Annotated in this window: 12 protein-coding genes and 1 pseudogene; 12 read left to right on the top strand and 1 reads right to left on the bottom strand. The window is 47.5% G+C overall.

The genetic code is table 11. The features are described from left to right. The first annotated feature begins 147 nt into the window (after positions 1 to 147). The 9 genes from eno (at position 148) to rpoS (ending at position 7,574) form a co-directional block, all read left to right on the top strand. Positions 148 to 1,443, top strand: coding sequence for a phosphopyruvate hydratase (gene eno / locus KU855_RS13830; RefSeq protein ID WP_218530866.1), 1,296 nt, complete (start codon positions 148 to 150; stop codon positions 1,441 to 1,443). A 97-nt stretch (positions 1,444 to 1,540) separates the two neighbouring features. Further along, positions 1,541 to 1,825 (top strand): cell division protein FtsB, encoded by a 285-nt coding sequence (gene ftsB / locus KU855_RS13825; protein ID WP_218530865.1) that lies wholly within the window; start codon positions 1,541 to 1,543, stop codon positions 1,823 to 1,825. A 30-nt stretch (positions 1,826 to 1,855) separates the two neighbouring features. Beyond that, a complete protein-coding gene (gene ispD / locus KU855_RS13820; RefSeq protein WP_218530864.1) occupies positions 1,856 to 2,575 on the top strand; it encodes a 2-C-methyl-D-erythritol 4-phosphate cytidylyltransferase in 720 nt (239 codons plus the stop codon). Between the two features lie 19 nt (positions 2,576 to 2,594). After that, on the top strand, positions 2,595 to 3,077 hold the full coding sequence (gene ispF, locus KU855_RS13815) for a 2-C-methyl-D-erythritol 2,4-cyclodiphosphate synthase (protein WP_218530863.1): 483 nt from the start codon (positions 2,595 to 2,597) through the stop codon (positions 3,075 to 3,077). A 27-nt stretch (positions 3,078 to 3,104) separates the two neighbouring features. Continuing rightward, complete coding sequence (gene truD / locus KU855_RS13810) at positions 3,105 to 4,196, top strand: tRNA pseudouridine(13) synthase TruD (RefSeq protein ID WP_218530884.1); 1,092 nt, start codon at positions 3,105 to 3,107, stop codon at positions 4,194 to 4,196. Next, positions 4,180 to 4,926, top strand: coding sequence for a 5'/3'-nucleotidase SurE (surE, locus tag KU855_RS13805; RefSeq protein WP_218530862.1), 747 nt, complete (start codon positions 4,180 to 4,182; stop codon positions 4,924 to 4,926). The genes truD and surE overlap by 17 nt, the downstream gene beginning before the upstream one ends. Next, positions 4,923 to 5,558, top strand: a complete 636-nt coding sequence (locus KU855_RS13800; protein WP_218530861.1) for a protein-L-isoaspartate(D-aspartate) O-methyltransferase — start codon at positions 4,923 to 4,925, stop codon at positions 5,556 to 5,558. Before surE ends, KU855_RS13800 begins: the two co-directional genes overlap by 4 nt. Positions 5,559 to 5,591: 33 nt before the next feature. Continuing rightward, positions 5,592 to 6,515 (top strand): peptidoglycan DD-metalloendopeptidase family protein, encoded by a 924-nt coding sequence (locus KU855_RS13795; RefSeq protein ID WP_371316364.1) that lies wholly within the window; start codon positions 5,592 to 5,594, stop codon positions 6,513 to 6,515. Between the two features lie 84 nt (positions 6,516 to 6,599). Then, positions 6,600 to 7,574, top strand: coding sequence for an RNA polymerase sigma factor RpoS (gene rpoS / locus KU855_RS13790; protein ID WP_218530860.1), 975 nt, complete (start codon positions 6,600 to 6,602; stop codon positions 7,572 to 7,574). A 62-nt stretch (positions 7,575 to 7,636) separates the two neighbouring features. On the opposite strand, the gene mutS is transcribed toward rpoS, so the two are convergent. Further along, the gene (mutS, locus tag KU855_RS13785) at positions 7,637 to 10,219 is read right to left on the bottom strand and encodes a DNA mismatch repair protein MutS (protein WP_218530859.1); all 2,583 of its coding nucleotides are present in this window, start codon (positions 10,217 to 10,219) and stop codon (positions 7,637 to 7,639) included. A gap of 268 nt (positions 10,220 to 10,487) precedes the next feature. On the opposite strand from mutS, the gene recA reads away from it, so the two are divergent. The 3 genes and pseudogenes from recA to KU855_RS13770 form a co-directional block, all read left to right on the top strand. Next, positions 10,488 to 11,546, top strand: coding sequence for a recombinase RecA (gene recA, locus KU855_RS13780; protein WP_218530858.1), 1,059 nt, complete (start codon positions 10,488 to 10,490; stop codon positions 11,544 to 11,546). Between the two features lie 5 nt (positions 11,547 to 11,551). Then, positions 11,552 to 12,004 (top strand): regulatory protein RecX, encoded by a 453-nt coding sequence (locus KU855_RS13775; protein WP_256261039.1) that lies wholly within the window; start codon positions 11,552 to 11,554, stop codon positions 12,002 to 12,004. Positions 12,005 to 12,100: 96 nt separating this feature from the next. Further along, a pseudogene (locus tag KU855_RS13770) lies at positions 12,101 to 12,267 on the top strand (IS110 family transposase); the annotation flags it as partial.

Below are 12,267 nucleotides of genomic sequence, written 5' to 3'. Positions count from 1 at the left end.
TTTTTTGCATTCAAGCTTAAGATTATGCCGAGTCGGCTTGAAATTACCCTAAACGCCCTAATATTGAATAGGTGGCGCTTGAAAGCATACATCCATGCAAATATTCATGGATTTGTGTTTTTACTTTGAACTTATGTTGAGGATTATATGGCTAAGATTATCAATGTGTTGGCTCGTGAAATTATGGACTCACGCGGTAACCCTACTGTTGAAGCGGAAGTGCATCTTGAAGGTGGATTTATTGGCATGGCCGCGGCGCCATCGGGTGCTTCAACCGGTAGTCGTGAAGCCTTAGAATTACGTGACGGCGATAAGTCTCGCTATTTAGGCAAAGGTGTACTGCAAGCCGTTGCCAACATTAATGGCCCTATCCGTGAGCTGTTGACCGGTAAAGATGCCACGGCTCAAGCTGAATTAGATCAGTTAATGATTGACTTAGACGGCACCGATAACAAAGACAAGTTAGGCGCCAATGCGATTTTGGCCGTGTCATTAGCAGCGGCTAAAGCTGCTGCTGCCAGCAAAGGCATTCCATTATACGCCCACATCGCCGAATTGAACGGCACGCCAGGTCAGTTCAGCATGCCTGTGCCGATGATGAACATTCTTAACGGCGGCGAGCACGCCGACAATAATGTTGATATTCAAGAGTTTATGGTTCAGCCTGTCGGAGCCGAAAATTTCCGTGAAGCATTACGTATGGGCGCTGAAATCTTCCATCACCTTAAAAAAGTGTTATCCGCGAAAGGCATGAGTACTTCCGTGGGTGATGAAGGCGGCTTTGCCCCTAACCTAGCCTCTAACGCTGATGCCTTAGCTGTAATTAAAGAAGCGGTTGAAGCTGCCGGCTATCAATTAGGGACTGATGTCACCTTAGCATTGGATTGCGCTGCTTCTGAGTTCTATAAGAATGGTCAGTATGACTTGGCGGGTGAAGGCAAAGTGTTTAGCGCCAATGAGTTCTCTGAGTTCCTTAAGAGCTTAACTGAACAGTACCCGATTGCTTCCATTGAAGATGGTTTGGACGAATCCGATTGGGATGGTTGGGCTTATCAAACCAAAATTATGGGTGATAAGATCCAATTAGTTGGTGATGACTTGTTTGTGACCAACACTAAAATTTTAGATCGTGGCATCAAGAACAACATTGCCAACTCCATTCTGATCAAGTTTAACCAAATTGGCTCACTGACAGAAACCTTGGCTGCCATCCGCATGGCGAAAGAAGCCGGTTATACTGTGGTGATTTCGCACCGTAGTGGTGAAACAGAAGATGCCACCATTGCTGACTTAGCCGTGGGCACTGCCGCAGGCCAGATCAAAACGGGATCACTGTGTCGTTCTGACCGCGTCGCTAAATATAACCAGTTACTGCGTATCGAAGAGCAGCTCGGTGAAAAAGCACCGTATTTAGGTCGCGCTGAGATTAAAGGTAAGGCGTAATTTCTAAAATTTCGCTGTAAAATATAAAAGGCCGCCACCAAGCGGCCTTTTTTGTTGTAAAATCATCAGCAATTACCTCTAATAATCTTGAGTCAAGATGAAACGTTTTGTGTTGCTAATGGTCATACTGCTGGCTGTTTTACAATACCGACTGTGGTTCGGTGAAAACAGCGTGCCTGAGTACTTTCAATTAGAGCAACAAATTGCCAACCAACAGCAAAGTAATACAAAATTGGTGGAGCGCAATGACATCTTGCGCGAAGAAATCAGTGATTTACGTCGCGGAACTGGGGCGATTGAAGAACGTGCCCGCAATGAACTTGGCATGGTCAAACAAGGGGAAACCTTTTACCGTGTTGTCGGTTCAACCTCATCTCAATAAGCTTTCTTTAGCCCTATTTGGAGAATATCCATGAGTCAAGTCGAGCCTAGGCTTGGTCGCGTTATTGCGGTAGTGCCCGCCGCAGGCATTGGCAGCCGTATGGGGGCGTCAATGGCCAAACAATACCTAGTCTTAGGTCAACAAACGATTTTGGCCCATACCTTAGATATTTTATTGAACCACCCTGAGATAGCGCAGGTGGTTGTCGCCTTACATCCGCAAGATCAATTGTTTGCCCAGTTGCCACAGAGCAAGCACCCTAAAGTGACAACCGTCATTGGTGGCGGGGAGCGTGCGGATTCGGTATTGGCGGCACTGGAGCATATCACCACAGAGCACCAAGGCGATGACGTTTGGGTCATGGTTCACGATGCTGCGAGGCCATGTGTGCGCGTCGCCGACATTGATAAGCTCTTGGCAAGTCGCGATAGCTATCCTCAAGGGGCTCTATTAGCAGCCCCAGTGCGAGATACCATGAAACGCGCGAGTGCTGATGGCACCGTAGCCACAACTGTTTGTCGTGAGTCATTATGGCATGCGCTGACGCCGCAAATATTTAATGCTCAGCAATTGAAAAAGCATCTTGCCATGGCGTTGGCAGCCCATGTCGCCGTGACGGACGAAGCCTCGGCCATGGAGTGGGCTGGAATGCAGCCTGGCCTAGTGCAAGGGCACAGCGATAACATTAAGATTACCCACCCTGATGATTTACCTCTGGCGGGGTTATTACTGAGCTCGCAAGGGCGCTAGCGAATAACGAGGATACGATATGAAAATACGCATAGGTCATGGCTTCGACGTTCATAAATTCGGTGTCGACAGGCCATTAATTTTAGGCGGTGTCATCGTCCCTTACGAGACTGGCTTAGTGGCCCACTCAGATGGCGATGTAGTGCTGCATGCTATCGCCGATGCGTTATTAGGCGCGATGGCGTTAGGCGATATTGGCCAGCATTTTCCTGATACTGATGCCCAGTTCGAGGGTGCCGATAGCCGAGTATTATTGCGGCACTGTTATCAACTAGTTCAAGCCAAAGGGTTTGCATTAGGTAACCTTGACGTCACAATTATTGCGCAAGCACCGAAAATGGCCCCGCACATAGATGCGATGCGACAAGTATTAGCAAGGGATTTGCACAGCGATATTGATAATATCAATGTCAAAGCGACCACCACCGAAAAACTCGGGTTTACGGGTCGAAAAGAAGGTATTGCAGTGGAAGCTGTGGTGCTACTGAATTCTCTCTGCTAAGGCCTAGTGCCTGGGATCCCAATGAGCATAGACAGCTTAACTTATTTACATGGCAAACCTGCCATCAACGTTGATATTCGTACACATAATGCTGATTTCCAAGTTCAGGAAATCTTACCGTTTTTACCCAGTGGTGAAGGCGAGCATCATTTATTGCATATCCGTAAAAATGGCTTAACCACTGTCATGGTGGCTAAGCAATTGGCTGAGTTTGCCAAGGTACATCCGAAAGAGGTGACCTACGCTGGCCAAAAAGATAAGAATGCCATTACCGAGCAATGGTTTGGTGTTCGTATCCCTGGCAAAGAGACCCCTGACTGGGCGTCATTAAATTCAGACGAGCTGACCATTTTGACCAGCAGTCGCCACGGCAAAAAATTACGGATTGGTGCTTTAAGTGGTAACCGTTTTAAATTGACCTTACGTCAAGTCTCAGATGTACCAGGCTTACTCACTCGTGTGGCACTGTTAGCCGACACTGGCGTGCCTAACTACTTTGGCGAACAGCGCTTTGGTCACAATGGCAGCAATTTACGCGGTGCTTTAGCCATGTTTGCTGGCCGCAAAGTGAAAGATCGTAATAAACGTAGCATGTACCTGTCAGCCAGTCGTTCTGATCTATTCAATCAGGTGGTGTCGCAGCGCTTACAAGAGCATGGCACCCAAGTGCTAGCCGGTGACTGCGTGATGTTGAGCGGGAGTCGTAGCTTCTTTACTGTTGAGCAATGGGATGACACCTTGATGGCGCGTTTAGCCCAAAAGGACATTCAATTATCAGCGCCCTTGTGGGGGCGTGGTAGTTTAGCTTGTGTGGATGAAGCGCTGGCCTTCGAAGAAGCCGCATTAGTTAATTACCAAGCGCAGCGGCTTGGACTTGAGCAAGCCGGCCTTGATCAGGAGCGTCGCAGTTTGCTATTGCGCCCTGAGGGATTAAAGGCGATTGCCGTTAGCGATGATGTTGTGCAGCTTGAGTTTATGCTACCTGCTGGCTGTTTTGCGACCGCGGTATTAAGAGAATTATGTCAATACCAAGATGTGCAAGAAATGCAGTTCCAAGCATTGATGGCCGAAAAAGATCGACTAAAACAGGAAGCCCAACAGGATGCAGATCCTCGTTAGTAACGATGACGGTGTACAAGCACCGGGTATCTTTGCCTTAACGCAAGCGCTAACAAGCTTAGGTGAGGTGCTAACCGTAGCACCTGACCGAAATTGTTCTGCCGCGAGTAATTCTTTAACCTTGACGAATCCTTTACGGATCCATAGGTTAGAGAATGGATATATACAGGTAAATGGTACGCCGACGGATTGTGTGCACTTAGCGATACGCCAGTTGTGCCCAAGCGAGCCTGATATTGTGGTGTCAGGCATCAATGCGGGCGCTAATCTTGGTGACGATACCTTGTACTCTGGCACCGTGGCCGCAGCGATGGAAGGGCGATTTTTGGGGTATCCAGCTGTGGCAATCTCATTAGTGGGGAGTCAATTGCAGCACTATGAGAGTGCGGCCTGGTATGCCACTCATATCGTGAAAGGCTTACTAGCCCACCCATTACCTGGTAACCAGATCTTAAATGTGAATGTGCCTGATCTACCGTTAGCTGAAATTAAAGGTATTAAGGTCACTCGCTTAGGGGCAAGACATCGCGCTGAAGGGATAGTTGCCACCCAAGATCCTAGCGGGCGAGCGATATATTGGCTTGGTCCACCTGGTGAAGTACAAGATGCCGGTGAGGGCACTGATTTTGATGCGATTGCACAAGGGTATGTCTCAATTACGCCGTTGACAGTGGATCTCACGGCTTATCAACAATTGTCACCACTTAACGATTGGATAAAACAACTATGAAGCCAGTGTCGCTTGCGGCGGCTCAACATTTAGCCACCAAACTACAACAGGCCGGCATTCGTGACACTAAGGTATTGCAGGCGGTGGCGAGAACCCCGCGGGATTGGTTTGTCGATGCCGCGTTAGTCAATCGTGCCTTTGATAATACGGCCCTGCCTATTGGGCAGGGACAAACCATTTCGCAGCCCTATACCGTGGCGCGGATGACGGAAATTCTAATTCAAGCTCAGCCACAAAAAGTGTTAGAAATTGGAACGGGCTCTGGCTATCAAGCGGCAATTCTCGCCTCCTTAGTGCCTCAGCTATTTACCGTTGAACGGATCAAAAGCTTACAAATTCTGGCGCGGCAGCGACTTAAGCGACTGGATTTACATAATGTCGCTTTCAAGTATGGTGATGGTTGGCAGGGATGGGCTAATCGCGGTCCGTTTGATGCCATCATGGTGACCGCCGCCGCAGCAGTGGTGCCTGAAGCCTTGTTGGCGCAGTTGGCTATGGATGGGCGCTTACTCATTCCCGTGGGCGAAGATAATCAGCAATTACTGTTAATCCGACGGACCGCTGAGGGATTCGTACAGCAAATTATTGAAGCCGTTAAATTTGTACCATTAGTCGCGGGTGAACTCGCTTAACTGGCTAGCGCTGAATGAAAGGATGAACAAGTGTTGTTGAAGGCGAGGCTCGGCAGGGGATTCATTATTTGCATACTACTAGTGGGTTGCAGTTTGCAGTCAGAACGCCCAGCGCCTGTGATCAGCTTGTCAAACGAGGCCAGTGCTAATTACCAAAAAGGCTCGATCGCAGGTAGTCGCTATACCGTTAAAAAAGGGGATACCCTGTATTCGATTGCCTGGGGAGCTGATCGTGATTTTAGCGAAATTGCAAAATTAAATAAATTAAATGATCCCTATATAATTTTTCCCGGACAGCAGTTAACCCTTAGATCAAATTCAAAAAAAACAAGCACTTCAAAAGCAATTAAAACAGGTGTTTCAGCGACGTCGGCCACCAGTAATACCAGCACAAAAACCACCACTTATAAGCATGAATCCAATAATAAACAACAGGTTAACTCCAATTCAGCTAAAATTAAGGAAATTGCCCCAAGCACAAAAAAAGTGCTTGCGTCAAGTACAACTACCACATACCCTGTAACAACTGCTCAACAGAATGTTAACCGAGATATCCACAGGCCTGATTTGGGAATACCCACTAAAGTCAGTCGTTGGACATGGCCAGTCAAGGGTCGGTTAATTAGTCGCTTTTCTGCGGCAGGGCAGGGAAATAAAGGGATAAAAATCGCAGGGAATCGAGGCGATGTTATCGGAGCTGCAGCAGTAGGTAGAGTGGTTTATGCGGGTAATGCATTAAGAGGCTACGGCAACTTAGTGATTATTAAACATAGCGAAGACTATCTTAGTGCGTATGCTCACGCAGACAGTATCCTAGTAAAAGAAAAACAGCAGGTCCAGGCAGGACAAGCGGTAGCGAAAATGGGAAGCACCGGGACTAACAGGGTAATGTTACATTTTGAGATTCGTTACCATGGTTCTTCAGTCGACCCATTAAAATATTTGCCTAAACAATAATTAGTTTGGCAGCCAATTTGGCAACGGAGGATATACCAGTGCAGTAGATACTGTAATTTACATGATAGGTTAGGGAGTCAACATATGAGCCGTATTAATAATACTGTTAGCGCAGACGAGCTTGTAAAAGTACCCCGTGATATGGCTGAAGCAGTTACGGCTACATCAAGGGACGCCACGGAAGAAAAAGACTGTCAAGTACAAGAAGATCTGCAAAAAAATCTAGATGCCACTCAACTCTATTTAAGTGAAATTGGTTTTTCACCGCTATTAAGCGCCGAAGAAGAAGTCTATTTTTCACGAAAATCACTCAAAGGCTGTGAAAAATCGCGCAATAGAATGATCGAAAGTAATCTTCGACTCGTGGTGAAAATTGCCCGTCGTTATAACAACCGAGGTTTAGCTTTACTCGATTTAATTGAGGAAGGTAACTTAGGCTTAATTCGTGCGGTAGAAAAGTTTGATCCTGAACGTGGATTCCGGTTTTCGACATATGCCACTTGGTGGATCCGTCAGACGATTGAACGAGCGATCATGAATCAAACTCGCACCATTCGTTTGCCCATTCATGTTGTTAAAGAATTGAATGTCTATCTACGTACGGCACGTGAATTGGCGCATAAACTCGATCATGAGCCTACCGCTGAAGACATTGCCGCGAAACTCAATCTCGATAGTGGTGATGTCAGCCGCATGCTGAAGCTCAATGAGAAAATCACTTCGGTCGACACCCCTTTAGGTGGTGACAACGATAAGGCTCTGCTTGATGTCTTAGCCGATGATGATAGCGTCGGTCCTGATTATAAAGTGCAAGATGAAGATATGCGTCATTCCATCGTGGATTGGCTCAATGAACTCAACAGTAAACAGCGAGAAGTATTAGCGCGTCGCTTTGGTTTACTGGGTTACGAGCCTTCGACGTTGGAAGATGTTGGTGCAGAAATTGGTTTGACACGTGAGCGCGTTCGTCAAATTCAAGTTGAAGCACTTAAGCGATTAAAGGAACTCCTCAGTAATCAAGGTTTGTCAGTCGAAGCCATTTTCCGAGAAAATTTTTAAAGTCGTTACGGCCTAAAAAAACCAGTCATGTATGACTGGTTTTTTTTGTGAAATTTACGAGGCTAGTTTATTAACGCCTTGATTTCATAGAGTTTGGCTAAGGCTTCTCGTGGAGACAAACTGTCAGGATCGAGTGCGGCTAAATACGCTTCGATTCGACTGGCGTGATCAAGCGCTAATAGTTGCTCAGGCGATATGCTCATTGGGTTATTCGGCTGATGACTATGCTGAGCCTGCTGATATTCGAGTTCTTTTAACTTCATACTTGCCGCGCGGATCACTGTTTGCGGTACCCCCGCGAGTGACGCCACTTGTAAGCCGTAGCTTTTACTGGCTGCGCCGGGTTGGACGGCATGCATGAAGGCAATGGTCTCACCGTGTTCTATCGCATCGAGGTGAACATTATGTACCTCTGGGATCTGTTCGGGTAAGGCGGTCAGCTCAAAATAGTGAGTCGCGAATAAGGTCATTGCCCCAAGTTTTCTGGCTAAGAAATCCGCCGCTGACCAGGCTAAAGATAGGCCATCATATGTTGATGTGCCGCGACCAATTTCATCCATTAACACTAAAGAGTTAGCTGTGGCATTGTGCAAGATATTCGCCGTTTCGGTCATTTCAACCATAAAGGTTGACCGTCCAGAAGCGAGATCATCTTGAGCACCAATACGCGTAAAAATACGGTCAATAGGGCCAAGAGTGGCGCTGTCTGCCGGGACAAAGCTACCAATATGTGCCATCAAGGTGATTAAGGCTGTTTGGCGCATATAGGTAGATTTCCCGCCCATATTAGGACCAGTGACGATCAGCATGCGTCGTTGCGGGTGTAGCTCGACGGGGTTCGCAATAAAAGGATCTTTACTGACACGCTCTACCACAGGGTGTCTGCCACCACGGATGTCAATGCCCGTTTGTTGGCTGAGGATAGGACAGCAATAATTGAGCGTTTCTGCGCGCTCGGCAAAGTTGGCTAATACATCTAGCTCGGCCGATGCCATCGCAAAATCTTGCAAGGCTTGTAGTTTGGGCAGCAACTCATCAAATAATGCTTCCCACAGTTGTTTTTCAAGCGCCAGTGCCCGCCCTTGGCTTGACAGTACTTTTTCTTCGTACTCTTTGAGTTCAGGCGTGATGTAACGCTCGGTATTTTTGAGCGTTTGGCGTCGCTGATAGCTGATAGGGACTTGGGCTGATTGCAGGCGGCTTACTTCGATGTAATAACCATGCACTCGGTTGTAGCCGACCTTGAGGGTCGAGATGCCGGTTTGCTCTTTTTCTCGATACTCTAATTGCTCTAGATAGTCGGTCGCGCCAGTACTGAGTTGCCGCCATTCATCGAGCTCACTGTGATAGCCATCGCGGATCACACCGCCATCGCGGATGAGCACCGGTGGGTTATCGACAATGGCTCGCTGCAGTAGATCAAGCTCCGCTGGGAATTGACCCAGGCGCGATTGCAACTTGTTTAGATGCGCAGTACCAGTGTTAGCCAACAGCGCGTGTAACTCAGGTAAAATGGCTAAGGCTTGTCTTAGGCGAGCAAGATCTCGCGGACGTGCCGTGCGCAGGGCTAACCTAGCTAAAATGCGCTCGATATCACCTAATGCTTGCAATGGTGCTCGCAACTCATGACTTATCCCCAGCGCCAACAGCTCGCTGACCGCTTGGTGTCTGAGCTGGATTTGGGCTTGATTGGTAAGCGGCTGGTGGATCCAGCGCTGCAGCATGCGACTGCCCATCGGCGTCGCGGTATTATCTAAAATCCATGCCAGCGTATGCTCTCTTTGTCCTGCTAGGCTGATAGTTAACTCTAAGTTGCGTCGGGTCGCCGCATCGAGCACTATGCTGTCATCGGGATTCATTTTAGTGATGGAGTGAATATGCGGCAACGCTGTACGCTGGGTATCTTTGACATATTGCATTAAGCAGCCAGCGGCTTGCAGTGATAATCGTGCATCTGTGATACCAAAGCCTTGGAGATCTTTGGTGCCAAATTGGCTTAACAGGCTTTGAATGCAAGTGTCATAATCGAATTCCCACTCAGGACGACGACGACGGCCTTTGATGGTGTCGATAAATGCGAGCTGGCTACACTCTTCATTGTATAGAAGCTCTGCTGGGCGGGTGCGCTGTAGCTCGGCCTCTAAGCCTTCTTGATTATCGAGTTCAATAATACAGAATCGACCTGAAGCAACGTCTAAGGTCGCATAGCCATAGCCATGTTTTCCCTCATAAATTGCCGCGAGTAGGTTATCTTGACGTTCTTGTAATAAGGCTTCATCCGTTAAGGTGCCTGGGGTGACCACTCGCACGACTTTACGTTCTACAGGGCCTTTGCTAGTCGCGGGATCGCCAATTTGTTCACAAATTGCAACCGATTCACCCTGATGAACTAGCTTGGCGAGATAACCTTCTACTGCATGGTAAGGCAGCCCTGCCATCGGAATAGGATCTCCGCCACTTTTCCCGCGAGCGGTTAACGAAATGCCTAATATTTCAGATGCTTTTTTGGCATCGTCATAAAACAGTTCATAAAAGTCGCCCATACGATAAAACAGCAACATGTCAGGATGGGCAGCTTTAAGCGTCAGGTATTGACGCATCATCGGTGTGTGCTTTTCTAATTCGGCGGTAACCATACTCATCATTCAAACATCATCTTGGTCAAGTGGAGGATTGGGCACTAGGCCCAAATTTTTGTCGATTTTAGCAAGCTTTTTATCTGAATGATGCACGGCAAATAACTTTCTTGTGCTCTAGTGGGATCGGCGGCGGCAAAAAATTTTGTCCAACAGGGGTTGATACTGTATGACTGTACAGTATACTAAGCCTATTAAAATAAGTGCGCCTTATTCGAACTCTGCCACTTATTGACCACATTATCATGGGCCAGCGGCCATCAACGAGGGATACATAATGAAGATAGATCCAAACAAAGAGAAAGCACTCAGTGCCGTGTTGAGCCAGATTGAAAAGCAGTTTGGCAAAGGCTCTATCATGAAACTGGGCGAAGATCGCTCTATGGATGTGGAAACTATCTCTACTGGTTCATTATCATTGGATGTTGCTTTAGGCGCCGGTGGTTTACCCATGGGCCGTATCGTTGAAATTTACGGGCCAGAGTCGTCGGGTAAAACCACATTAACGCTTGAAGTGATTGCTGCCGCGCAGCGTGAAGGTAAAGTCTGTGCCTTTATCGATGCCGAACATGCACTTGACCCAATTTATGCTCAAAAGCTTGGGGTTGATATTGATAATTTACTGTGTTCGCAGCCCGATACTGGTGAGCAAGCATTAGAAATTTGTGATGCCTTAACCCGTAGTGGTGCTGTTGATGTCATTATTGTCGACTCGGTTGCGGCACTGACCCCTAAGGCAGAAATTGAAGGTGAAATTGGTGACTCACATATGGGCCTTGCGGCGCGAATGATGAGCCAAGCCATGCGTAAGCTCGCTGGTAACCTCAAGCAATCAAACACTTTACTGATTTTCATCAACCAAATTCGTATGAAAATCGGTGTGATGTTTGGTAACCCTGAGACCACCACTGGCGGTAATGCTCTTAAGTTTTATGCATCCGTACGTTTGGATATTCGCCGCACCGGTGCCATCAAAGATGGTGATGAGGTTGTGGGTAACGAAACCCGTGTGAAAGTAGTGAAAAACAAAATTGCGGCTCCCTTTAAGCAAGCCGAGTTCCAAATCCTTTATGGCTTGGGTATTAACCGTACTGGTGAGTTAGTGGACTTAGGTGTGGCGCATAAGTTGGTTGAAAAATCAGGTGCTTGGTATAGCTACAAGGGTGACAAGATTGGTCAAGGCCGTGCTAATGCTGGCAAATACCTGAAAGAAAATCCGGCCATTGCTGCTGACATTGAATCACAATTACGTGCTTTGCTATTAGCCAAGCCAGATGCGGCCAAGAGTGCTGGCGGTGATGAAAACATCGACTTAGAAACAGGCGAAGTGTTTTAATCTCCATGTCGGGTGAGGTTAAGTTCGCGCTGACGGCCATGTTGGCTCGGCGTGATCATTCATGCAAAGAAGTGACGGATAAACTGCTGGCCAAAGGCTTTAGCGGTAGCGATATTGATGCCGTGGTGGCTGAGTACTGTGCCAGTGGTTACTTAGATGATGAGCGCTTTGCGCAATTATTATTAAGAAGCCATATCAATAAAGGCCACGGCCCGGTGCGGATCCAGCAAGCCATGATGTTAAAGGGCATTGCTAAATCAATCGTGAGTGAGAGTTTGGCAGGTTCAGATTGCGATTGGTTTGCGCTTGCTCGCGCTAAAGCGACACGTAAATACCGCGAATTTGGCGCGATTGACCCCAAAGAAAAAGCGAAACGGATACGATATTTGCTGTCACAGGGGTTTAGCTACGAGCAGGTCAACTTTGCGCTCGCCCCCCCGGAAGACTACGACGTTTAATGCCATTAGCCCAAACCACAGGTTTGGGCTTAATTAGATGGTCCGCCTCACCCCTAAGCTAAGCTTAGGGTTAGGCAAACAAAGAGGCGAACCATCATGTCTACTATTAAAGTAATTGGGATCGATTTAGGCAAAGCTTCTTTTCATCTTGTTGCTCATGACTATAGCGGTCGAGAGCAATTTCGAAAGCATTTATCTCGCGCAAAACTTATTGAGTTTTTAGCTCAAACACCCGCAACAATCATAGCCATGGAGTCATGTGG

This window comes from Shewanella sp. NIFS-20-20 (genome assembly GCF_019209865.1).
Lineage (GTDB): Bacteria > Pseudomonadota > Gammaproteobacteria > Enterobacterales > Shewanellaceae > Shewanella.
Note: the sequence above shows the minus strand (reverse complement) of the source record. Positions and strands in the feature narration are given on the sequence as shown.

What these genes read in the sequence shown, in the direction of transcription:
- KU855_RS13800 (WP_218530861.1), top strand. Translation starts at nt 4,923, where the DNA reads ATGAAGCCAGTGTCGCTTGCGGCGGCTCAACATTTAGCCACCAAACTA.
- recA (WP_218530858.1), top strand. Translation starts at nt 10,488, where the DNA reads ATGAAGATAGATCCAAACAAAGAGAAAGCACTCAGTGCCGTGTTGAGC.
- mutS (WP_218530859.1), bottom strand. Translation starts at nt 10,219, where the DNA reads ATGATGAGTATGGTTACCGCCGAATTAGAAAAGCACACACCGATGATG.
- ftsB (WP_218530865.1), top strand. Translation starts at nt 1,541, where the DNA reads ATGAAACGTTTTGTGTTGCTAATGGTCATACTGCTGGCTGTTTTACAA.
- ispD (WP_218530864.1), top strand. Translation starts at nt 1,856, where the DNA reads ATGAGTCAAGTCGAGCCTAGGCTTGGTCGCGTTATTGCGGTAGTGCCC.
- ispF (WP_218530863.1), top strand. Translation starts at nt 2,595, where the DNA reads ATGAAAATACGCATAGGTCATGGCTTCGACGTTCATAAATTCGGTGTC.
- surE (WP_218530862.1), top strand. Translation starts at nt 4,180, where the DNA reads ATGCAGATCCTCGTTAGTAACGATGACGGTGTACAAGCACCGGGTATC.
- eno (WP_218530866.1), top strand. Translation starts at nt 148, where the DNA reads ATGGCTAAGATTATCAATGTGTTGGCTCGTGAAATTATGGACTCACGC.
- rpoS (WP_218530860.1), top strand. Translation starts at nt 6,600, where the DNA reads ATGAGCCGTATTAATAATACTGTTAGCGCAGACGAGCTTGTAAAAGTA.
- KU855_RS13775 (WP_256261039.1), top strand. Translation starts at nt 11,552, where the DNA reads ATGTCGGGTGAGGTTAAGTTCGCGCTGACGGCCATGTTGGCTCGGCGT.